This window comes from Chromobacterium subtsugae (assembly GCF_035919665.1).
In the GTDB taxonomy this organism is placed as follows: Bacteria; Pseudomonadota; Gammaproteobacteria; order Burkholderiales; family Chromobacteriaceae; genus Chromobacterium; species Chromobacterium subtsugae.
Map to the genome: position 1 here is coordinate 1,557,931 of NZ_CP142381.1, position 21,649 is coordinate 1,579,579.

The 21,649-nt window shown below is 65.4% G+C and carries 25 protein-coding genes; 8 read left to right on the forward strand and 17 right to left on the reverse strand.

The window, feature by feature from the left end; all coding sequences use genetic code 11:
* Positions 1–17 precede the first annotated feature (17 nt).
* Positions 18–1,358 (reverse strand): murein hydrolase activator EnvC family protein, encoded by a 1,341-nt coding sequence (locus tag U6115_RS07680; RefSeq protein ID WP_043574444.1) that lies wholly within the window; start codon positions 1,356–1,358, stop codon positions 18–20.
* A gap of 67 nt (positions 1,359–1,425) precedes the next feature.
* Positions 1,426–2,949 (reverse strand): 2,3-bisphosphoglycerate-independent phosphoglycerate mutase, encoded by a 1,524-nt coding sequence (gene gpmI / locus U6115_RS07685; RefSeq protein WP_043574446.1) that lies wholly within the window; start codon positions 2,947–2,949, stop codon positions 1,426–1,428.
* Between the two features lie 106 nt (positions 2,950–3,055).
* Here gpmI and U6115_RS07690 point away from each other — a divergent pair, with 106 nt between their 5' ends.
* Positions 3,056–3,352, forward strand: a complete 297-nt coding sequence (locus U6115_RS07690; protein ID WP_043574449.1) for an ArsR/SmtB family transcription factor — start codon at positions 3,056–3,058, stop codon at positions 3,350–3,352.
* A gap of 44 nt (positions 3,353–3,396) precedes the next feature.
* Here U6115_RS07690 and U6115_RS07695 read toward each other — a convergent pair whose 3' ends face one another.
* Positions 3,397–3,870 (reverse strand): DUF4442 domain-containing protein, encoded by a 474-nt coding sequence (locus U6115_RS07695; RefSeq protein ID WP_043574451.1) that lies wholly within the window; start codon positions 3,868–3,870, stop codon positions 3,397–3,399.
* Between the two features lie 281 nt (positions 3,871–4,151).
* On the opposite strand from U6115_RS07695, the gene U6115_RS07700 reads away from it, so the two are divergent.
* The 7 genes from U6115_RS07700 (at position 4,152) to trhA (ending at position 8,630) form a co-directional block, all read left to right on the forward strand.
* Entirely contained in the window at positions 4,152–4,766 is a 615-nt protein-coding gene (locus U6115_RS07700) for a MotA/TolQ/ExbB proton channel family protein (RefSeq protein ID WP_043574453.1), read from the forward strand.
* A 2-nt stretch (positions 4,767–4,768) separates the two neighbouring features.
* Positions 4,769–5,185 carry an ExbD/TolR family protein gene (locus U6115_RS07705; protein ID WP_043574455.1) on the forward strand — a complete coding sequence of 139 codons (417 nt, stop codon included), beginning with the start codon at positions 4,769–4,771 and terminating at the stop codon, positions 5,183–5,185.
* 13 nt (positions 5,186–5,198) lie between these two features.
* Positions 5,199–6,218: a tetraacyldisaccharide 4'-kinase gene (gene lpxK / locus U6115_RS07710; RefSeq protein ID WP_043574456.1), complete on the forward strand. Its 1,020-nt coding sequence runs from the start codon at positions 5,199–5,201 to the stop codon at positions 6,216–6,218.
* The gene (locus tag U6115_RS07715; protein ID WP_043574457.1) at positions 6,208–6,390 is read left to right on the forward strand and encodes a Trm112 family protein; all 183 of its coding nucleotides are present in this window, start codon (positions 6,208–6,210) and stop codon (positions 6,388–6,390) included. The genes lpxK and U6115_RS07715 overlap by 11 nt, the downstream gene beginning before the upstream one ends.
* Positions 6,387–7,145 (forward strand): 3-deoxy-manno-octulosonate cytidylyltransferase, encoded by a 759-nt coding sequence (kdsB, locus tag U6115_RS07720; RefSeq protein WP_043574458.1) that lies wholly within the window; start codon positions 6,387–6,389, stop codon positions 7,143–7,145. Before U6115_RS07715 ends, kdsB begins: the two co-directional genes overlap by 4 nt.
* 43 nt (positions 7,146–7,188) lie before the next feature.
* On the forward strand, positions 7,189–7,845 hold the full coding sequence (gene adk, locus U6115_RS07725; protein WP_043574459.1) for an adenylate kinase: 657 nt from the start codon (positions 7,189–7,191) through the stop codon (positions 7,843–7,845).
* Between the two features lie 167 nt (positions 7,846–8,012).
* Positions 8,013–8,630 carry a PAQR family membrane homeostasis protein TrhA gene (gene trhA, locus U6115_RS07730; protein ID WP_043574460.1) on the forward strand — a complete coding sequence of 206 codons (618 nt, stop codon included), beginning with the start codon at positions 8,013–8,015 and terminating at the stop codon, positions 8,628–8,630.
* A gap of 63 nt (positions 8,631–8,693) precedes the next feature.
* Here trhA and U6115_RS07735 read toward each other — a convergent pair whose 3' ends face one another.
* The 14 genes from U6115_RS07735 to U6115_RS07800 all read right to left on the reverse strand — a co-directional run bounded on the left by U6115_RS07735 (position 8,694) and on the right by U6115_RS07800 (position 21,619).
* On the reverse strand, positions 8,694–10,289 hold the full coding sequence (locus tag U6115_RS07735) for a DUF3369 domain-containing protein (RefSeq protein WP_043574462.1): 1,596 nt from the start codon (positions 10,287–10,289) through the stop codon (positions 8,694–8,696).
* Positions 10,286–11,797, reverse strand: coding sequence for a sensor histidine kinase (locus tag U6115_RS07740; protein WP_236849626.1), 1,512 nt, complete (start codon positions 11,795–11,797; stop codon positions 10,286–10,288). The genes U6115_RS07735 and U6115_RS07740 overlap by 4 nt, the downstream gene beginning before the upstream one ends.
* A gap of 153 nt (positions 11,798–11,950) precedes the next feature.
* Positions 11,951–12,865: a DMT family transporter gene (locus U6115_RS07745; protein WP_043574467.1), complete on the reverse strand. Its 915-nt coding sequence runs from the start codon at positions 12,863–12,865 to the stop codon at positions 11,951–11,953.
* Between the two features lie 78 nt (positions 12,866–12,943).
* The gene (locus U6115_RS07750) at positions 12,944–14,410 is read right to left on the reverse strand and encodes an NAD(P)H-hydrate dehydratase (RefSeq protein ID WP_043574469.1); all 1,467 of its coding nucleotides are present in this window, start codon (positions 14,408–14,410) and stop codon (positions 12,944–12,946) included.
* A complete protein-coding gene (locus U6115_RS07755) occupies positions 14,407–15,024 on the reverse strand; it encodes a flavin prenyltransferase UbiX (protein WP_043574472.1) in 618 nt (205 codons plus the stop codon). Before U6115_RS07755 ends, U6115_RS07750 begins: the two co-directional genes overlap by 4 nt.
* Positions 15,025–15,096: 72 nt before the next feature.
* Entirely contained in the window at positions 15,097–15,939 is an 843-nt protein-coding gene (rapZ, locus tag U6115_RS07760) for an RNase adapter RapZ (RefSeq protein WP_043574474.1), read from the reverse strand.
* Positions 15,920–16,876, reverse strand: coding sequence for an HPr(Ser) kinase/phosphatase (gene hprK / locus U6115_RS07765; RefSeq protein ID WP_043574476.1), 957 nt, complete (start codon positions 16,874–16,876; stop codon positions 15,920–15,922). The genes rapZ and hprK overlap by 20 nt, the downstream gene beginning before the upstream one ends.
* Positions 16,869–17,330 (reverse strand): PTS IIA-like nitrogen regulatory protein PtsN, encoded by a 462-nt coding sequence (gene ptsN, locus U6115_RS07770; RefSeq protein WP_043574478.1) that lies wholly within the window; start codon positions 17,328–17,330, stop codon positions 16,869–16,871. Before ptsN ends, hprK begins: the two co-directional genes overlap by 8 nt.
* A gap of 122 nt (positions 17,331–17,452) precedes the next feature.
* Positions 17,453–17,779, reverse strand: a complete 327-nt coding sequence (hpf, locus tag U6115_RS07775; protein ID WP_043574480.1) for a ribosome hibernation-promoting factor, HPF/YfiA family — start codon at positions 17,777–17,779, stop codon at positions 17,453–17,455.
* Positions 17,780–17,846: 67 nt separating this feature from the next.
* The gene (locus U6115_RS07780) at positions 17,847–19,250 is read right to left on the reverse strand and encodes an RNA polymerase factor sigma-54 (protein WP_043574482.1); all 1,404 of its coding nucleotides are present in this window, start codon (positions 19,248–19,250) and stop codon (positions 17,847–17,849) included.
* A gap of 3 nt (positions 19,251–19,253) precedes the next feature.
* Positions 19,254–19,982, reverse strand: a complete 729-nt coding sequence (gene lptB, locus U6115_RS07785) for an LPS export ABC transporter ATP-binding protein (RefSeq protein ID WP_080509337.1) — start codon at positions 19,980–19,982, stop codon at positions 19,254–19,256.
* Positions 19,983–19,984: 2 nt separating this feature from the next.
* The gene (gene lptA, locus U6115_RS07790) at positions 19,985–20,539 is read right to left on the reverse strand and encodes a lipopolysaccharide transport periplasmic protein LptA (RefSeq protein ID WP_043574488.1); all 555 of its coding nucleotides are present in this window, start codon (positions 20,537–20,539) and stop codon (positions 19,985–19,987) included.
* A complete protein-coding gene (gene lptC, locus U6115_RS07795) occupies positions 20,529–21,098 on the reverse strand; it encodes an LPS export ABC transporter periplasmic protein LptC (RefSeq protein WP_043574491.1) in 570 nt (189 codons plus the stop codon). Before lptC ends, lptA begins: the two co-directional genes overlap by 11 nt.
* Positions 21,095–21,619 (reverse strand): KdsC family phosphatase, encoded by a 525-nt coding sequence (locus U6115_RS07800; protein WP_043574493.1) that lies wholly within the window; start codon positions 21,617–21,619, stop codon positions 21,095–21,097. Before U6115_RS07800 ends, lptC begins: the two co-directional genes overlap by 4 nt.
* Positions 21,620–21,649: the final 30 nt, after the last annotated feature.

The window sequence follows — 21,649 nt, forward strand, 5'->3', positions numbered from 1 at the left end:
TCTCCGTACCCGGCACCTTAGCGTGTCCAGGCCTGCGGGTTGAGGGGGCGTCCGAGGTGCCGGATTTCAAAGTACAGTCCGGCTTCCCCATTGTCCAGTGTTCCAGTGTTGCCGAGTGTTTCACCGGCTTTGACGCCGGCGCCGGACGATTTGGCGATGGCGGACAGGCCGGTGTAGACGGTCATGTAATTGCCGCCGTGGTCGATGATCACCGCCTTGCCGAATCCGCGCAACTCATCGGCATATACTACCGTGCCGTCGGCCACGCTGTGTACTGGCTGGCCGCCGGCGGTGCGAATAAAAATGCCTTTCCAGGTGGTGCCTTCGCGGCGCATCTTGCCGAAGGCGCCGGCGATCTGGCCGGCCACCGGCAGCTTCATCTTGCCCTGCAAGCTGGCGAAGGCGCGGCCCGAGGCGCTGCCGTCGGCGACGTCGTCCACTTTCTCCGCCGGCTCTTCCTTGACGATCACCGGCTTCTTCGCCTCTTCCGGCACCGGCTTGCCCTGTTTCTTGGCTTGCGCGGCCAGTTGGCGGCGGCGTTCGTTTTCCTTGCGCGCGGCTTCGCGGGCGGCGGCGAGCTTGGCCTTGCGCGCTTCGGCCGCCTTGCGCGCCGCTTCGGCGCGGCGGCGCTGGATTTCGCGGTTGATCTGGGCGATCAGGTTGGACAGGTGCTTCTCGTCCTCCTGCAGCTGGGTCAGCTTGCTCTGGCCCTGCTTGATCTCGCCGGACACCTTGTTCAGTTGCTGCTGCTGCTGGCTTTTGTCTTTCTCCAGCTCGCTCTTTTCCTGGCTTTTGCGGCTGGACAGGCTGTTCAGCCGCGCCAGCTCTTCCTCCAGCTGGGCGGACAGCGCCTGCAGCTGTTGCTGTTGGGCCACCAGTTGCTGCGCCAGTTGCTGGTCGGCGCGGGCGATGTGCTGGTAGTAGGCGAGGTCGCGCGAGCTCTGGTTGGGGTCGCTGTCGTTGAACATCAGCTTCATCGCGTCGTGCTGGCCGTTCTTGTATTGGCGCACCAGCATCTGGCCGACGCGCTGGCGCACGTCGGCCAGGCTCTTGCGGCTTTTCTCGATCTGCGCGTTCAGGTCGGCCAGCTGCTGCGCGGAGCGATTCTGCTTTTGTTCCAGCGTGGCCAGCGTTTGCCGGGTCTGGCTGATCGCCTGTTCCGACTCCTTGATCGCCGACTGCGCTTCCTTCTGCACCGTCTGTTTCTGCGCCAGGTCTTTTTTCAGGCTGTCGATTTCCTTGCGCACGTTTTTCAGGTCCTGCTGGTGCGGGGCGGCGGACAGGCTGGTGGAGGAGGCGTTGGTGTTGGCCGCCTGGGCGGCGCCGGCCAGCAGGGCCAGCAACAGGTAAGGTTTCATTCCCTTGGTGTTCTTTCGCTTGGGGCGATGGCGGCGGCCATGTTCCGGCCGCCGCGTGGTGAGGCGATTATTGGAAGTCGATCAGCGATTGACCGGTCATCTCGGCCGGTTGTTCCAGGCCCATCATCGCCAGCAGCGACGGCGAGATGTCGCGCAGCGAGCCGCCGCCGCGGATGGTCGCCGGGCGGCCGATATACAGGAAGGGCACCTGGTTGGTGGTGTGCTGGGTGTGCGGCTGGTGGTGCGCGCCATCGTACATCTGCTCGCAGTTGCCGTGGTCGGCGGTGATCAACACCTCGCCGCCGGCGGCCAGCATCGCGTCGACGCAGCGTTCGATGCAGCCGTCCAGCGCTTCCACCGCCTTCACCGCGGCGTCGAAGATGCCGCTGTGGCCGACCATGTCGCCATTGGCGTAGTTGCAGAAGATGGCCTGGTATTGGCCGGACTGGATCGCGGCGACGATTTTGTCGGTGACTTCTCCGGCGCTCATTTCCGGCTGCAGATCGTAAGTGGCCACCTTGGGCGACGGCACCAGGATGCGGTCTTCGCCGGGGTAGACCTGCTCTTCGCCGCCATTGAAGAAATAGGTGACGTGCGGGTATTTCTCGGTTTCGGCGATGCGTAGCTGCTTCAGGCCTTGCGACGACAGGTATTCGCCCATGCCGTTGTGGATCTTCTGCGGCGCGTAGGCGGTGGGCAGCGCGGAATAGGCTTCGCCGTAGCTGGTGAGGGTGGCGTAGCAGCCGAACTTGGGCTGGCGGGCCTGGAAGCCGTCGAAAGCCGGGTCGGTCAGCGCGGTGGTCAGCTGGCGGGCGCGGTCGGCGCGGAAATTCATGAAGATCAGCGCGTCGCCGTCCTGCATCTTCACCGGCGCGCCGATGCCGGTGGCCTTGACGAATTCGTCGTTCTCGTCGCGCTCGTAGGCGGCGGCCAGCGCTTCCAGGCCGGTTTCGGCGTGGAACAGGCCTTCGCCCTCCACCAGCAGCCGGTAGGCCGGCTCGACGCGCTCCCAGCGCTTGTCGCGGTCCATCGCCCAGTAGCGGCCGGTCACGGAAACCAGGCGCGCGTTCGGGCATTCGGCCAGTACCGCGTCCAGGCGCTTGAGGAAGGTTTCGGCGCTGCGCGGCGGGGTGTCGCGGCCGTCGAGGAAGGCGTGGACGTATATTTTCGCCACGCCGGCGGCCTGGGCGGCGCGGATCAGCGCGTGGATGTGGTTTTCATGGCTGTGCACACCCCCATCGGATAACAGGCCCAGGATGTGCAGCGCCGAGCCTTGAGCTTTGCTCATGGCTTGCTGCAGTGTGTCATTGTTTGCGAAATGCCCGTCCTCGATGTCGCAATCGATGCGGCTGATGTCCTGCTGCACGATGCGGCCGGCGCCGATGTTCAGGTGGCCCACCTCGGAGTTGCCGAACTGGCCGGAAGGCAGCCCGACAAAGTTTTCCGAGGCGTTGATCGTGCCGTAGGCGTAGCGCTGGCGCAGTCGGTTCCAGGTTGGCATGTTGGCGTGCAGGATGGCGTTGTCGTCGCCTTCCGTGCGGTGGCCGAAGCCGTCGAGGATTAATAGCAACACCGGTGTGATTGATTTCATGGCATTCGCATTCAGAATATTAGAAAACCTTGATAGTATCGGATTTTGCCGATACTATAGTCCCGCAGTCAAATCAATAAAATGACGCTACATTAGGAGAAAAGCTTTGCTGTTCAACGACGACCAGATCGAACAGACATCGCGGGCGATGAAGGCCATGTCGCACCCGCTGCGTCTGAAGATCATATCGGTGCTGGAAGACCGGGAAGTGAGCGTGCAAGACATTGTCGAGCAGGTTGGCACCTCCCAGAGCAATATTTCCCAGCATCTCGCCATTATGCGGGACAAGGGAGTTTTGCGCACGCGCAAGGATGCCAACCGCGTTTACTACCGGGTGGGGGATATCCGCACGCTGGAAGTCCTGCGGATGATGCGTGAGGTCTTCTGCGGCTTCGGGGAGTAAGCACCCAGAATCCATATAGAAAAAGCCGCGAAACGCGGCTTTTTCTATATGGGCTTCGCCTGGCGGCGTTCGGGTTTGCGTTTGATGTACAGCGTCTTGTGCACGGTGGCCACCAGTTCGTCGTCGCCGTCGCGTATCTCCACCTTCATTTCGGGCAGGTATTTGCCGCCATCGGCGGTTTGCTCGCGGATATCGCTCAGCAAGGCGTCGCTCAGTTCGAAGCGGGCGCGCACCAGGCCGCGGCCCGGCTTGATGTATTCGATGCGGCCTTCCTTGTCCCAGACGTAGTAGTCGCCGCCCAGCTGGCGCAGCAGCATCAGCATGTAGAACGGATCGGTCATCGCGTACAGGCTGCCGCCGAAATGGGTGCCGACGTAGTTGCGGTTGCCTACGCCCAGTTTCAGTCTGACTTCGGCCTGGCGGAAGTCGGCAGACAGGCGGTGGACGCGGATGCCGGCGCCGAGGAAGGGCGGCCATAGATTGAGCAGCAGCTTGATCAGCCAGATGGGCAGGTTCATGATAGGAATTCAAACGATTGTTTGGATAATCGCATCGTCGACAAAGCTTTGAGCAAAGTCAATGCCGACTTGCGCGCGCCGGCGCCGAGGGCGGAAATTTATCCACAAGAATCGCGGAATAACCTTGTGGATAAGTTGCGGAATGGGCCGGTGGCAGCGGCTTTCGACAGTCCATGCCCAAAAAAGCGGCAATCGGCTGTAATTTTTGCCGGCTGGAGGTTGCCTCGCCGCCACTGAGGTAATAAAGTCTAACGTTTGTATCGACTACGGAGACAGCTTCTGTGTGGGCTATCGTTGAAGCGGCCGGCTGGCCGATCTGGACCATTCTGGCGGCTTCCGTCGTGTCGCTGGCCATCATTCTGGAGCGTTTGTACAGCTTGCGCCGCGGCGTGGTGGTGCCGGAAGGCCTGCTGGCGCAGACCCTGCAGGAATATCGCCGGGTGGACCTGCGCGACGAGCTGATGCACCGCCTGGCGCGGCATTCTCCGCTGGGCCGACTGTTCGCGGCCGGACTGCGCAATGTCAGCGGCAGCCGCGAGGTGATGAAGGAGTCGATCGAGGACGAGGGCCGCCAGGTGGCCTACCAGCTGGAGCGCCTGTTGACCACGCTGGGCACCATCGCCGCGATGGCGCCCTTGCTGGGCCTGCTGGGCACCGTGATCGGCATGATCGAGATCTTCGGCTCGCAAAACGGCAGCGGCGCCAATCCGCAGCAACTGGCGCACGGCATCTCCGTCGCGCTCTACAACACCGCTTTCGGCCTGATCGTGGCCATTCCCAGCATGATGTTCTACCGCTTCTTCCGCTCCCGCGTCGACGGCCTGCTGGTCGAGATGGAGGCGCAGGCGATCAAGCTGGTGGAAGTGGTGCACGGCGAGCGCCGGAACGGGAGCTGAGCATGAACTTTCGTCGCGGCCGCGGCCGGGAAGAGCCGGAGATCAACTTCATCCCGTTGATAGACGTGCTGCTGGTGATCCTGATTTTCCTGATGGTCACCACCACCTATTCGCGCTTCTCCGAACTCAAGATCAATCTGCCGAGCGCGCAGGGCGAGCAGCTGAAGAACAAGACCGTCGAGATCCGCGTCGCGGTGGCCGCCGACGGCGCGATGGCGGTCAACGACGCCCGCATCGCCGCCGCGGACAAGTCCGGCCTGCTGGCCAGGCTGAAGGCCGCCGCCGCCGGCAAGAGCGACGTGGTGGTGGTGGTCAACGCCGACGCCCGCTCCACTCACCAGTCGGTGATCACGGTGATGGAGGCGGCCCGCGAGGCCGGCCTGTCGCAGCTGACTTTCGCCACCCAAAATTTGAAGTGAAGCCCGAAACGGCATGAGTTTGATAGAACGACACTGGTACCGGCCGCGAGGCTGGCTGACAGCCCTTCTGGCGCCGCTGGAAGGGCTTTTTGCGCTGCTGGCCGCCGGCCGGCGGCTGGCTTTCCGCCGCGGCTGGAAAAGCAGCGAAACACTGCCGGTTCCGGTGGTGGTGATAGGCAACATCAATGTGGGCGGCGTCGGCAAGACGCCGCTGACGCTGGCGCTGCTGGCGGATTTCGCCGCGCGCGGCGTGAAAGCGGGCGTGATCAGCCGCGGCTACGGCGGCAGCGCCGCCGGGCCGACGGAGGCGCTGCCGGGCGGCGACCCGGCGCGGGTCGGCGACGAGCCCTTGTTGCTGGCCGCTTCCGGCGCGCCGGTGGTGGTGGGGCGCGACCGGGTGGCCGCCGGGCGCTTGCTGCTGGAGCGGCATCCCGATGTGCAACTGATATTGAGCGATGACGGCCTGCAGCATTACCGGCTGGCGCGCGATCTGGAAATCGCGGTGCTGGACGGCCGGCGCGGCGTCGGCAACGGCCGCCTGCTGCCCAATGGGCCGTTGCGCGAGCCGCTGGCGCGGCTGCGGACGGTGAACGCGGCGGTGGTCAATGGTTCCGGCGCCGATCTGGCGTTGCCGCCCGGCCTCGCGCGCTTCGACATGACGCTGCGCGCCGGCGCCTGCCACGCGCTGGGCGACGCGGCGCGGCTGCGGCAGGCCGACGGCTTCGCCGGCTTGAAGGTGGTGGCGCTGGCCGGCATCGGCCATCCCGAGCGCTTTTTCGATACGCTGGCGGGGTTGGGCATCGCGGTGGAGCGCCGGCTGTCTTTTCCCGATCATCACGCGTTTTGCGCCGCCGACATCCCGGCCGACGCCGACGCGGTGATCGTCACCAGCAAGGACGCGGTCAAGCTCGAGCGCGTGCTTCATGATGCGGCGCAGCGTGCTAGACTATGGGTTTTGCCGGTTCAGGCCACGCTGGCGCCTGGGCTGTGCGACTGGATACTCGCCCGCTTGAAGATGGAACATGGACGCTAAATTTCTGGAAATCCTGGTGTGCCCGTTGTGCAAGGGCCCGTTGCTGTTCGACAAGAGCAAGGACGAACTGGTCTGCAAGGGCGACCGTCTGGCCTTCCCGATCAAGGACGGCATCCCGATGATGCTGGAAGCGGAAGCGCGCGAGCTGGCGCCCGAAGAAGAAGTCAAATGAGCGGCTTCACCGTGGTGATCCCGGCGCGGATGGCTTCCAGCCGCCTGCCGGGCAAGCCGCTGGCCGACATCGCCGGCAAGCCGATGGTGGTGCGGGTGGCCGAGCAGGCGGCGAAGAGCCGCGCCGGCCGCGTCATCGTCGCCACCGACCACGCCGACATTCTGGCCGCCTGCGCCGCGCATGGCATCGAGGCGGCGCTGACGCGCGCCGACCACGCCAGCGGCACCGACCGCCTGGCCGAGGTGGCCGCCCAGCTGGGCCTGGCCGACGACGCGGTGGTGGTCAATGTCCAGGGCGACGAGCCGCTGATCCAGCCCGAGCTGATCGATCAGCTGGCCGAGTTGATGCTGGCAGGCGATGCGCCGATGGCGACGCTGGCGCACGCCATCCACGACGCCGCCGACCATTTCAATCCCAATGTGGTGAAAGTGGCGCTGGACAAACATGGCCGCGCGCTCTATTTCAGCCGCGCGCCGATTCCCTACGCCCGCGACGCCTACGCCGCCGGTCGCGACAGCCTGCCGGCCGGGCTGCCGGCATACCGCCACATCGGCATGTACGGCTACCGCGCCGGCTTCCTCGCCGCCTATGCCGGCCTGGAGGCGGCGCCGCTGGAGCAATACGAAGCGCTGGAACAATTGCGCGTGCTCTGGCATGGTTATGCCATCATGGTGGCGGTGGCGGACGAGGCGCCGGCCGCCGGGGTGGACACGCCGGAAGACCTGGAACGGGTGCGCCGGCTGCTGAACGCCTGAGGGCTAAAAGAATTCATAAATCAAACAGACTGGAGTCATACACATGCGATTGATCCTGTTGGGCGCTCCGGGCGCCGGCAAAGGCACCCAGGCCAACTACATCCGCGAGAAATTCGGAATCCCGCAAATTTCCACCGGCGACATGCTGCGCGCCGCGGTGAAGGCCGGCACGCCGCTGGGCCTGGAAGCCAAGGCGATCATGGATGCCGGCGGCCTGGTGCGCGACGACATCATCATCGGTCTGGTCAAGGAGCGCATCGCCCAGGCCGACTGTGCCAACGGCTTCCTGTTTGACGGTTTCCCGCGCACCATTCCTCAGGCCGAGGCGATGATCGCCGCCGGCGTGGACATCGACTACGTGGTGGAAATCGACGTGCCGGACGCCGCCATCGTCGAGCGCATGGCCGGCCGCCGCGTGCACCTGGCCTCCGGCCGCACCTATCACATCGCCTTCAACCCGCCGAAAACGGCCGGCAAGGACGACGTGACCGGAGAAGACCTGGTTCAGCGCGATGACGACCGGGAAGACACCGTGAAGAAGCGCCTGGCCGTGTATCACGAGCAGACCGCCGTGCTGGTGGGCTTCTACGGCAAGCTGGCCGCCGCCGGCGACGCCAAGGCGCCGAAGTACGTGAAAATCGATGGCACCCGCGCGGTGGAAACCGTGCGCGACGAGGTGCTGGCCTCGCTGGGCGCCTGATTCCGCCGTCGTATAGCCGGAAGCGGGCGCTGCCCGCTTTTTTTGTTTGCGCAAGACGCTGGCGGCGCGGCGCAAACAGGCGGACAATTGAACCCGCGAGCCATTGCGGGCTCCAATGGGTTCACTGATGTCAGGCCGGCAAGACGGACCGGCCCAAGGATAAAATCATGTATCACGGGGAACGTTTCAACGGCTATTCCCACCTGGCCGGCACTTTGCTGGCGGTAGCCGGATTGGTGGTGCTGGTGGTGGAGGCGGCGATGCAGGGCGACCCCTGGAAGATCGTCAGCTTCAGCCTGTACGGCGGCACGCTGGTGGCGCTGTACCTGATCTCCACGCTGTACCACAGCTTCACCGGCAAGGCGAAAGCCATTTTGCAGAAGTGCGACCATTCGGCGATCTATCTGCTGATCGCCGGCAGCTACACGCCATTCGCGCTGGTGACGCTGCGCGGCGCCTGGGGCTGGACGCTGTTCGGCCTGAGCTGGGGCTTGGCGCTGTTCGGCATCGTCCAGGAGCTGACGCTGGGGCGGCGCACGCGCCTGCTGTCGATGATTCTGTACGTGGTGATGGGCTGGCTGGTGCTGATTGCCATCAAGCCGCTGATCGACGCGCTGGCGCCGGGCGGCCTGTTCTGGCTGGGGCTGGGCGGCCTGCTGTACAGCGTCGGCATCTACTGGTTTCTCAATGACGAGAAAATCCGCCATGGCCACGGCATCTGGCACTTGTTCGTGCTGGGCGGCAGCATCTGCCAATATGTCTGCGTGCTGAACTACGTCGCCTGAGCCGGCGGCGAAGCCAGCGAAAACGGCAGCCCCCGGGCTGCCGTTTTGCATGGGCGCGGCGGCTTATTCCTGCTGCGGCGCCACCGGCAGGCGGTTCTCGTTCACCAGCCGCGTCAGCGCCTCCACCACCAGCGGGTCGAACTGGCTGCCGGAGCGGCTGCCGATGTACTTCATCGTGTCTTCCATGCTCCATGGCTCCTTGTACGGGCGCTTGTTGAGCAGCGCGTCGAACACGTCGATCACGGCGACGATGCGGGCCGACAGCGGAATGTCCTGGCCGGCGATCTGGCGCGGGTAGCCCTTGCCGTCGAAGTGTTCGTGGTGGCCGCCGGCGATTTCCGAACCCAGCGACAGATAGCTGGTGCCTTCCACCATTCTGGCCGACTTGTCGAGGATCTGCGCGCCTATGGTGGCGTGCTGCTCCATCACCGCGCGCTCTTCCGGGTCCAGCTTGCCGGGCTTGAGCAGGATGTGGTCGGGGATGGCCACCTTGCCGATGTCGTGCAGGATGCTGGCCATGCCCACCATGTCCATGAACTCGCGCGTCATCAGCTCCGGATAGTGGTTGTGCTCCAGCATCTCCTGGGCGATGGCGTCGGTCAGCTTCTGCACCCTGAGCACGTGGTCGCCGGTGTCGGTGTCGCGGAATTCCGCCAGGTCGGCCAGCGCTACCACGGTGGCTTCCTGGGCGCTGCGCAGCTGGTTGTACAGGTAGAGATTGTCGTAGGCGGCGGAGATGCGCTGGCAGAACACGTCCAGCAGATCGCATTCCACGCTTTCCAGCGGCCATTGCGGCATGAAGTGCACCGCGAATTCGCGGCGGTTGCGCGAGGAGATGTACAGCACGTCGTAAGGATGCTGGAAGATGCTGCGCTTTTCGTGGAACACGCGCTGGATCACCTCGGCCAGCTTGGGCTCGCTGGAGAGGTCGCCGGCTTCGGCCAGGTATTCGTAGGAGCCCGACACCGCCAGTATTTCCAGCTCTGGCCGGCCGCTGTGGTTCTCATTGCGCACGCACAGGATGCCGTCGGTGCCGATGTCCAGCAGCGCGCTGATCTGGCGCAGCACGCCGGAGGCGAATTCGCGCAGCGAGTGCAACTGGTACAGGTCGGACGCGCTTTCCAGTATCTTGGCCAGACCCTGGCGGTTTTTCTCCAGCGACACCATGTTCTCGTAGGCGCGCAGCGAGGCGATGGTGGTGGTGAACAGCTTCTGGGTGGTGAGCTCGGTCTTGGTCTTGTAGTCGTTGATGTCGTAATTGAGGATGACTTCCTGCTCCGGGGCCTGGCCGGGCTGGCCGGTGCGCAGAACGATGCGCACCACGCCGTTGCCCAGGTCGCCGCGGATGCGATGCACCAGCTTGAGGCCGGCATCCTCGCTCTCCATCACCACGTCCAGCATGATCAGCGCGATGTCCGGATGCTGCTGCAGTTGCTGGAAGGCCTCGACGCCGCTGTAGGCGCTGATCAGCTCCAGCGGCCTTTCCTTGTAGCTGATGCCGCGCAGCGCGATGCGGGTGGCGGTGTGCACGTCTTTTTCATCGTCGACGATCAGCACCTTCCACGGCTTGCGCATCTCGGAAGGGCGGACATTGTCTTCGTTGTCATTGTCGTCCAGCAGCCAGTTGTCGTCATCGGGAGGCAATGTCTCGGTGCTCATGCCACATTCTCCTTGTGCTGGACGGTGGGGGCGATGCAGGGCATTTCCAGCGTGAATCGGGTGCCTTGTCCCTGCTCGCTGTGTACCTCGATATTCCCGCCCAGCCTTTGCCTTACGATGTTGTAGACGATGTTGAGGCCGAGGCCGCTGCCGCCGCTGCCGCGCCGGGTGGTGAAGAAGGGCTCGAAAATCCGGCTCAGGTTTTCCGGCGCGATGCCCTTGCCGCTGTCGCTGATGTTCAGCGACACGTGCTGGGCGTCGTTGCGATGGGCCTCGATGACGATATTGCCAGCAATCTCCCCGCCTTCATAGCCGTGCACCAGCGCGTTGACCACCAGATTGGTCAGCACCTGGGCCAGCGCGCCGGGATAGCTGTCGAGCAGGATGTCCTCTTCGCACTGGATGTCTATTCCCACCTTGGTGTGCTTGAAGCGCGGCTTCAGGCTGGTGATCACTTCGTTCAGGTAGTCGTGCAGATGGAAGCTGCGCCTGGCCTCGCTGGTCTGGTCCACCGCCACCTGCTTGAAGCTGTGGATCAGGTTGGCGGCGCGTTCGGAATTGGCCAGTATCAGCTCGCAGCATTCCTGCGCGGTTTCCAGGTAGCTCTGGAAATCGCTCTTCTTGACGTTGCCGCTGTCGAGCTTGCCGGTGATGTGCGAGGTGGCGGTGCCCAGGTGCGAGGCGGCGGTCAGCGTGATGCCGACCGGGGTGTTGATTTCGTGGGCGACGCCGGCCACCAGGCTGCCCAGCGATGCCATCTTTTCCGCCTCCACCAACGTTTCCTGCGTCGCCATCAATTGGCTGTAGGCCAGCTGCGCCTTTTCCTTTTCCTCGCGCGCCACGGCTTCGGCGGCGGTGCGCTTGACCAGGTCGGCGGCGGTGCGGGCGACGATGCGGTTGAAGCCGTTGACGATGGCGCCGATCTCGTCGTCGGCCAGGTGGGTGATCTGCGCGCCGGTGGCGTCCGGCGCGCGGATGGCGGTGTTCAGCGCCTGCTGCAGCCGCGACAGCGGCTGGAAGATGAAGCGCTGCAGATTGAACGACATGATGAAGAAGATCATGCCGTCCAGCAGCACGATCTGGGCGATGATGGTGATCAGGTGCTGGTCTTCCCGCGCGCGCAGCGCGTCGTGCGACAGGTAGACGGTGGCGGTGCCCAGATGCTCCTTGCCCTGGTAGACGATGGGGATGCTGAGCATGTCGTCCACCTTGGGCCGCTCGTTGGGCAGCATGTCGCGCAGGCTGCCGCCGCTGTCGCGGGTCCGGCCCAGGTTGAGGCCGCTTTCGCCCTTGACGTTGATGGCGATCACCGAAGGCCAGCTCAATTCGCTGTCCAGCGCCAAGCGCACGTTCTCGTCGTCCAGCTGCCAGATGCCGTGCGGCAGCGACAAGGACAAACGGGATTGCACCGCGGCGCGCTGAGTCTGGAAGTCGCTCTGGTCTATGCTGTAGTCATGAAGATAGAAATACAGACCCGTGCTGCCCAGAATGGTGGTGATCCACGCCATCAGCCATAACATTAACCTTGTCTTGATGCTTTTCATGGTGCCTGTTTATTCGTGCCCTCAGAATCAATCGTAGGCAGAGCGGGGCGGAATTGCCATGATGGATCCACACTCGGTTTCTTCTGCGTGGCCGGGTTCCCGCCGCGGATGCCGGCATCAGCCGGGACCGTCGGCCACCGGCAGCGGCGGGGCGCGCCGCAAGGGCAGCTTCTGCACGGCCAGGCCGCCGAGGATCAAGGCCAGGCCCAGCAGGGTGGAGGCGAGGATGGCTTCGCCCAATATCAGGTGGATCAGCAGCAGCGACAGCAGCGGCGACAGGAAAATCAGATTGGCGATGCTGGCGGTGCTGCGGGTCAGCTTCATCGCCGACAGCCACAGCACGAAGGTGAAGCCCATCTCCAGCGCGCCGACGTAGGCCGCGCCGGCCAGCCCCTGCCAGGAGGGCGGCGCCAGTTGGCCATGCCAGGCGCACCAGGCCAGGCTCAGCGGCAGGCTGAAGGCGAAGTTGAGCGCCAGGCCCAGCACCGGCTCGCGGCTGTCGCGGGTGTTGAAGATCCAGTAGCCGGCCCACAGCAGCGTCGAGGCCAGCGCCAGCGCCACCCCCAATTGATTGGAAAAATGCAGCGCCAGTAACTGGCCGCGGGTGCCGATGACCAGCACGCCCAGGTAGCAGATCAGCGCGGCGATGGCGTCCAGCGGGTGGAGCTTCTGCTTGAGCAGCGGCACCGCCAGCAGCGTCATGGTCAGCGCCCAGGTGTAGTTGATGGCCTGGGCCTCCTGCGCCGGCAGCAGCGAATAGGCCTGGAACAGCACCAGATAGTAGGCGAAAGGGTTGATCGCGCCGAACAGCAGCGAACTTTTCCAGTGGCGGCGCAGCGCCGCGGCCAGCTCCGGCAGCCGGCCTTGCCAGGCGAGGATGGACAGCAGCGACAGCAGCGAAGCGCCGCTGGCGTACAGCACCAGCTGCATCGGGCTGAGGTGTTGCAGGCTGAGCTTGAAGGCGCTGGCCACGGTGGACCAGGCCAGGACGGCGGCGAGGCCGAAGGCGTAGGCTTTTTTCTGTGACGACAAATCGGGTCTCCGCGGATGGGGTGCCCGATCCATCTTAAACATAAACCGCCGGCGCCGGCAAAACGGCGTCGGCGCGGTTTAGCCGCCGGCCAGCATGCGGTTCAGCGCCTGGCTGATCCGGGCGGGGGTGGCGGAGGCGGTCAGGCCGATCGGGCCGCCGTTTTCCCGGCGGTAGCCGTCGCCGGCGAGGCCGTGCGCGTGAACGGCCAGCGCGGCGGCCTCGAAGGGCGGCAGGCCCTGGGCCAGCAGCGCGGCGATCAGGCCGGTCAGCACATCGCCTTGTCCGGCGGCGGCCAGTTCCGGCCCGCCGCTGGCGTTGAGCAGGTAATAGCCGTCGGGGCGGGCGATCAGGCTGCCGGCGCCCTTGAGCACCGCCACGCAGCGGTAGCGCGCGGCCAGCGCCCTGGCATGGCCGACGCGGTCGCGCTGCACTGCGGCGGTGTCGGTCTGCAGCAGGCGGGCGGCTTCGGCAGGATGCGGCGTCAGCACGGCGGGGGATGCGCGGCGGCGGAGGCGTTCGGCGGCATCCGGATCGCCGGCGAGCAGGTTGAGCGCGTCGGCGTCCAGCACCAGCGGCTGCGGCAGCGCCGCGACCTGCCGCAGCAGTTTGCCGGCCAGTTCCTGCTGGCCTAGGCCCGGGCCGAAGGCGATCACGTCGGCGGCCGGCAGCTCGGGCGTTTCGTCCAGCGGGCGCATCATCAGTTCCGGCGCGACCGGGTCCACCGGCAGCCTGTCGTCCAGCGGGCACAGATAGACCTTGCCGGCGCCGCCTTGCAGCGCGCTGCGGCCGGCCAGCAGCGCGGCGCCTAGCATGCCGGGCGCGCCGCCTATCACCGCCACCGAGCCGAAGCTGCCCTTGTGGCTGTCGCGCCGGCGCGCGAGGCCGGCGGCGTTAGGGGCGTTGAGCGCGCCTTCCGCGGCGGGGAACAGCTGCCGCGGGCAGTCCAGCTCAGCCAGCTCCACCACGCCGGCCAGGTCGGCGCCGTCGCCGCAGAACAGGCCTGGCTTGTGGCACAGGAAAGTCAGCGTATGGTCGGCGCGGATGGCGGGGCCGGCCGCCCGACCGGTGTAGGCGTCCAGGCCGCTGGGGCAGTCCAGCGCGAGCGTGGGGCAGCCCAGCGCGTTGAGCCGCTCCATGCGCCGGCCCCAGTCCTCATCCAGCGGCCGGCTGAGGCCGATGCCGAACAGCCCGTCGATCAGCCATGCCGGCGGCGGGTAGTCGTCGGGCAGTGCCGACAGCAGCGGCAAGCCTGCGGTTTGAATCTCGCGCAGCGCGGCCAGGCTGTCGGCGCCGGTTGGCGCGACGGGCAGCAGGATGTCTATCAGATAGCCGCGGCGACGCAGTTCCAGCGCCGCGTACAGCGCGTCGCCGCCGTTGTTGCCGGGGCCGGCGCAGACCAGCAGCCGCGAGCCGGGCGCGGCATGGCGGCCCATCCAATCGGCGGCGGCCAGCGCCGCGCGCCGCATCAGCTGCAGGCCGGCGGCGTTGGCGGCGCGCTCCAGCCGGCGCAGCGCGTCCAGGCTCAGGATGTGCTGCGAGGTCATGGCGCGGCTTCTCCCCAGCGCGGCGTCAGTTCGTGCGCCACGCCCAGTTGATCCAGGATGCGGGCGACGACGAAGTCCACCATGTCGTCCACGCTCTGGGGGTGCGTATAGAAGCCCGGCGCCGGCGGCAGGATCACCACGCCCATCCGGGCCAGCTCCAGCATGTTTTCCAGGTGGATCACCGACAGCGGCGTCTCGCGCGGCACCAGCACCAGCTTGCGCTGCTCCTTGATGCAGACGTCGGCGGCGCGTTCGATCAGATTGTCGCTCATGCCGTGGCGGATGGCGGCCAGCGTGCCCATCGAGCACGGGCACACCACCATCGCGTCCGGCGGGTTGGAGCCGGACGCCGCCGGCGCGAACCATTCCTCGCGGCCGTACACGTCGAGCAGGGCGGGGTCGGCCGCATGGCGCTGCAGCAGCCAGGCCTTCATTTCGGCCGGGCGCGAGGGCAGGGTGATCTGCATTTCCTGCTTGGCCACCACCTGGGCGGCCTGCGAGTACAGCACCCAGGTGCGGATGCCGGCGGCGAGCAGGGTTTTGATCAGGCGCAGGCCGTAGGGCAGGCCGGAGGCGCCGGTGAGGGCGACGGTGATGGTTTTGGGACGGGACATCGGCAGCGTTCTCCAGCGGGCGCGCGGGGCCCGCGTCGGGCAAGCGCGGGACGGCGGGGCCGCCCCGGCGGATCAGGGTTCGCGGTACAGCTGGCGGTGGCGCACCAGCACTTGCCTGTCGGCGAAGGCGCGCGCCAGGTTTTCGATGATGTAGACCGAGCGGTGCTGGCCGCCGGTGCAGCCGACCGCCACCGTCAGGTAGCTGCGGTTTTCCTTGCCGTAGCAGGGCAGCCATTTGGCCACCATCGCTTCGATGTCGGCGATCATTTCGGCGACTTCGCCGTGTTTGGCGAAGAAGTCGATGATGGGTTGGTCGCGGCCGGTGAACGGGCGCAGCTGCGGGTCGTAATAGGGGTTGGGCAGGCAGCGCGCGTCGAACACGAAGTCGGCGTCCTGCGGCAGGCCGTGCTTGAAGCCGAACGACTCGAAGATCAGCATCAGCCGGCTGCCGTCGGCGTCCACCAGTTCGCGGACCCAGCTGCGCAGCGCGTTGGCCGACAGTTCGCTGGTGTCGATGCGGGTGCCGAGCTCGGGCACTTCGGCCAGCATTTCCTGCTCCAGCCGTATGCTTTCCTCCACCGTGATGCCGGCGCCGGACAGCGGGTGGCGGCGGCGGGTCTCGGAGAAGCGCTTGACCAGGGTTTCCGTCCGGGCTTCCAGGAACAGCAGGCGCACGTCGATGTTCTGCGCGCGCATCCGCGCGACCGCGTCGGGCAGCGCGCCCAGCGACGGGCCGGAACGGGTGTCGACGCTGATGGCGATTTGTTCGTAGCCGAAATCGGCGTACAGCGACATCGCCTCGGGCAGCATGGTGGCCGGCAGGTTGTCGACGCAGTAGAAGCCGGAATCCTCCAGCGCGCGCAGCGCCACCGACTTGCCGGAGCCGGACAGGCCGCTAATCAATATCAGGCGCATTTTCCTGGTCTCGCAAGAAGTTGGTGTGGCGTTCGATGAATTCGCGGGTGCTGTCTATGCCGCGCAACTGCAGGATGTAATTGCGCACCGCCGCTTCCACCAGCACCGCCAGGTTGCGGCCGGCGGCCACCGGCAGCACCACTTTGCGCACGGTGACGCCGATGATGTCCTGGGTTTCCGACTGGATGTTGAGCCGGTCCAGCGCCTGCATCGCCTGGTCGTTGGCCTTGACCAGGTGGATGATCAGCTTCAGCACTTTTTTCGGCCGCACCGCGGTTTCGCCGAAGATGGTGCGGATATTGAGGATGCCGAGGCCGCGCACTTCGAGGAAGTCGCGCAGCAGCGGCGGGCAGCGGCCTTCTAGCGTGTCCGGGCCGATGCGGTACAGCTCCACCGCGTCGTCGGCCACCATGCCGTGGCCGCGGGAGATCAGCTCCAGCGCCAGTTCGCTCTTGCCCATCGCCGAATCGCCCATGATCAGCACGCCGATCTCGAACACGTCGAGAAACACGCCGTGCAGCACGGTGGACACCGCCAGCGCGCGCGCCAGATAAATGCGCAGCACGTCCATCAGGTACGGGCTTTCCAGCGAGCTGCACATCAGCGGCACGTTGTGGCTGTGGCAGTAGTCGCGCAGCAGCCGCGGCACCGGCTGGTTGTTGGCCACCATCACCACCGACATGCTCTTGTGGAACAGCTGGTCCAGCGCGGTCTTGGCGGCCGACTGCTCCAGCTTGTTCAGGTAGTCGACCTCGGCCAGGCCCAGCACCTGCACCCGGTTCGGGTGGATGAAGTTCAGGTGGCCAACCAGCGCCAGCGTAGGCCGCTGGTCGTCGTTGCCGATGACATTGTCCGAGCCGCCGGTGCCGGCGACCCAGGTCAGGTTGAGCTTCTGCTGGTTTTCCTGATATAGCCTGCGTACGGTGATGCTAGGCATGGGGGGCCCACTCGCTGAGGAGCTGGTAAAGTTCATCGCGCATCTTGATGCTCAGCATCTGTTCGCGCATCTGGCGGCTGGAGAACAACTGGGCCAATTCGGAGAGCACCTGCAAGTGCAGATCGGTGGCGTGTTCCGGCACCAGCAGCACGAACAGGCATTGCACCGGCTTGCCGTCCGGCGCGTCGAAGGGAATGGGCGCCTTCAGCCGGATGAACACGCCGGTGGCCTCCTTCAGGCCGCGGGCGCGGCCGTGGGGAATGGCCACGCCTTGACCCAGGCCGGTGGAGCCCAGTTTTTCGCGGCTGAACAGGCTGTCGAAGATTTCGCTGCGGGCGATGCCGCGGGTGTTTTCCACCAGCAGGCCCACCTGTTCGAATACCCGCTTCTTGCTGGAGACGTCCAGATCCAGCAATACATGGTCCGGAGTCAGGATCTTGCCGATGAGATTCATATTGGATTATGCATGCGGCTCTTGGATAAACCCGGAATTCTACGTTGCCTTGATAGTACTGAAAACCGGCAAGCGCAAAGAAAAACGGGAACCGGATGGTTCCCGTGGCTTTCTTCAGGCGGTCACAGCGAGGCTTGAGAAACTTCGCCGGAGCTCTGCGCCCGGTGTTCGGTGAGCTTTTCCTTGTACTTCAGAACCTGGCGGTCCAGCTTGTCCATCAGCAGGTCGATGGCGGCGTAGAGGTCGGCCTCGGAGGCTTCGAGGTGGAGGTCCTTGCCGGACAGGTGGACGTTGACTTCGGCCTTCTGGACCAGCTTGTCTACCGACAGGGTGACGGAGATGTCGATCACGTGGTCGACGTGGCGGGTGATGCGCTCCAGTTTGCTTTCGATGTATTCGCGCAGCGACGGGGTAACTTCCAGGTGCAGACCGGTTACTTTGAGGTTCATACCCTAGCTCCTTCTGGTGTTGGCCGCCCGGTCGGGTTGTCGGGCGGCATGTATTCCCCAAGGCTTGCTACAGAGCCTTGCGCAGATTCACCGCCGGAATCTGCATGGCTTCACGATACTTGGCTACGGTGCGTCTGGCAACCTGAATTCCCTGCTTGCCTAACGCATCGGCGATGGCGCTGTCCGACAGCGGCTTGCCGCTGTCCTCGCTGTCTATCATGCCGCGTATGCGAGCCTTGATGGCGGTGGCGGAGCACTCGCCTCCACTATCGGTTTCCAGCGCGCTGCCGAAGAAATACTTGAGCTCGAACAGGCCGCGCGGGCAGAGCAGGTATTTCTGGCTGGTGGAGCGGGAAACCGTGGATTCGTGCAGGCCCAGCTCATCCGCGATGTCGCGCAGGATCAGCGGCCGCATCGCCACTTCGCCGTGTTCAAAGAACGATTGTTGCCTGTCAACGATAGCTTCCGCCACTTTCAGGATGGTGTCAAATCGCTGCTGGATGTTCTTCACCAGCCAGCGCGCCTCCTGCAGCCGGCCGGCCATTTCGCCCGCCTGGCCGCGGCTGTCGGCCAGCATGCGCTCGTAGAGGCGGTTGACCCGCAGCCTGGGCATGGCGGAGCGGTTCAGTTCGGCGACCCAGCGGCCGCGCCGCTTGCGCACGCTGATGTCCGGAATCACGTAATGGACGTCGCCGTGGCTGAAGCCGGTGGCGGGGTGGGGGTTGAGGCGGGCGATCAGCGCCTGGGCGGCGCGCAGCTCGGCGTCGCCGCAGCCCAGTGTTTTCTTCAGTTTGGCGTAGTCGCGGCCGCCCAGCAGCGCCAGGTGCTCGCGCGCGATGGCCAGCGCCAGCGCCCGGCCGGCTTCGTCCGCGGCCAGCCGCTGCAGTTGCAGCTGCAGCGATTCGGCCAGCGAGCGCGCGCCGACGCCGGCGGGATCGAATTGCTGCAGCAGCTTGAGGCCCACCGCCAGCTCGTCGCTTTCCAGCTCCAGCTCCAGCGGCAGGTGGCTGGCCAGTTCGTCCAGGCTGAGCGGCAGGTAGCCGTCGTCGTCCAGCTCTTCGATCAGCAGCCGGACGATGGCCAGATCGCGGCCGGCCAGCGCGATTTCGCCCAGTTGCGCCAGCAGGTGCTCGCGCAGGCTGACCTGGCACGGCACGTTGAGCATGGGGTCGTAGTCGTCGTCGCCGCCCTGGCGGCTGCCGGCGCCCCATTCCAGCAGTTCGCCGCCGGCGCCGTCGTCATGGCTGTCCGGTGCCTCGTCGGCGGCGGTTTCGCGGCTGTCCTGGCCTTCGGGCGCGGCTTCGGCGTCGCGCGGCTCGTCGCCGCGCTCCAGCAGCGGATTGTCCAGCAGGAAGCGTTCCACCTCGGTTTGCAGATCCAGCGTGGACAGCTGCAGCAGTTTGATCGATTGCTGCAGCTGCGGCGTCAGCGTCAGCTGTTGCGATACCTTGAGCTGAAGGGCCTGTTTCATCGCTTACAGGTGGAAATGCTCGCCGAGGTAGACCTCGCGCACTCTTTCGTTGTTGACCAGCTCTTCCGGCTCGCCGGAGGCCAGCACCGAGCCGTCGCTGATGATGTAGGCGCGGTCGCAGATGCGCAGCGTTTCGCGGACATTGTGGTCGGTGATCAGCACGCCGATGCCGCGGCCCTTCAGGAAGGAGATGATCTTCTGGATGTCGATCACCGCGATCGGATCGACGCCGGCGAACGGCTCGTCCAGCAGGATGAAGCGCGGGCGGGTGGCCAGCACGCGGGCGATTTCCACCCGGCGACGCTCGCCGCCGGACAGCGACAAGGCGTTGCTGTCGCGCAGGTGGGCGATGTTGAGATCGTCCAGCAGCAGGTCCAGCTCTTTTTCCAGCTCCTTGCCCTTGCGGCCGGAGATTTCCAGGATGGACGCGATGTTTTCCTCCACCGTCATGCGGCGGAAGATCGACGCTTCCTGCGGCAGATAGCCGAGGCCCAGCTGCGCGCGCTGGTGGATCGGGTAGCGGGTGATGGAAGCGTCGTCCAGCCGGATGTCGCCGTCGTCGGCGCCGACCAGGCCGACGATCATGTAAAAACTGGTGGTTTTGCCGGCGCCGTTGGGGCCCAGCAGGCCGACGACTTCGCCGCTTTCGATCTGCAGGGACACATCCTTGACCACGGTGCGCTTCTTGAAGCGCTTCTTCAGGCGGGAGACGGTGAGTACGCTGTGCTTCATGTTCATGGTTTGGCGGCTCCGGCCGGCTTGGCCGCCGCGGGCTGCGAGGCTGCGTTTTTGGGCTGCAGGATCACGGTGGTGCGGCCCTTGCCGGCATTGCCGGCGCCGCCGCCCTGCACCTGATAGGTTTCGCTGCGGGTGTCGTAGCTGATCACGTTGCCGATGGCGAGATCGCCGTTGCGCTTGACGCGGGCGTTGCCGGTGAGCACGGCCAAGTGGCCGGCGCTGCTGTAGTCGAGCTTGCTGGCCTGGCCCTCCACCCAGCCGCCGTTGTTGTCCATTTTCTGGCGGAAGGTGACGATGCGGCCGGTGGCCTGCAGCGTCTGGTTGCCTTGCTTGTCCTGGGTGGCCACCACCTTGTCGGCGTTCAGCCGCAGGGTGCCCTGGATCACCACCACATTGCCTTCGCAGGTGGATACGCCTTTGATCTGGTCCATGGTGCAGCCGTTGTCGCTGGTGATTTCCATGGGCTTGGTGCTGTCGGCCTGTTCGGCGTGCGTCAGGGCTGAAGCCGCCAGCAGCAGGCTGGCCAGCAGGATGCGGGTCTTATTTGGCATAGATGATCTTGGTGGTGGACAGCAGGTTGAGCAGGCCCAGCGGCTGCTGGTAGACGAAGCCGATGGAGTGGGCCACCGACTTGCCATGGTAGACCACCGACGGCGCCTTGGTGCTGGCGATGTGCTTGGCGGAGTCCACCAGCATCACGCTGCTTTCCAGCCGGGTTTCGGGCTGCTTGCTGTCTGCGGGTTTGATCAGGGTGACTTTCTTGTCGAAGAAAGCCTGCTGGTTCTTGTTGTTGTAGCGGCCGGACTCGCCGAAGACGTGGTATTGCAGCGCCCCTTGCTGGTATTGGTACAGGTCGGGGTTTTCGAAATAGGCGTCCGGTTTGCTCGGATACTGCCACATGCGGGTGGCGATCAGCCGGTCGGCGATCTTGCCTTGCAGGTCGAAATGGGTGGCGACCAGGTTTTCCGCCACGTATTCGGGCTTGTCCGGGTCCAGCTCGCGGTGGCGGGTGTCCCAGCGCGAAATCTGGTCCAGCCACAGGGTGAGCATGGCGGTGAGGCCGATCAGCAGCACCGGGAACAGCCGGTGGGAGCGCAATAGCCGCATCATGCCAAGTACCTGGCGACCACGGCGTCGAAACTGCCCTGCGCCTGCATGATCAATTCCGCCAGTTCGCGCACCGCGCCGTGGCCGCCCGGGTTGCCGGTCACGTAATGGCAGTGCTGGCGCACTTGCGGCGGCGCTTCCGGCACGGCGACGGCCAGGCCGACGCGGGTGAGGATGGGCAGGTCGATCAGATCGTCGCCGATGAACGCGCACTCGTCGGCGCTAAAGCCGGTTTTCTGCAAGAGCTCGGCCAGCGCTTCGCCCTTGTCGTGGACGCCGCCGTAGTAGTGGTCGATCTTCAGCGCGCGGGCGCGGTGCTCGACGCAGCGGTCGGCGCGACCGGAAATGATGGCCAGCTGCACGCCGGTGCTCTGCAGCAGGCGCAGCCCCAGGCCGTCCTGCACGTAGAACGATTTGCTCTCTTCGCCCTGGGCGTTGTAGTAGATGCGGCCGTCGGTCATCACGCCGTCCACATCCATGATCAGCAGTTTCACCTTGCGGGCCTGCTCGGAAATCATTCGCATTGCTTGGTCCTTGCTGCCGGCCGCCGGATC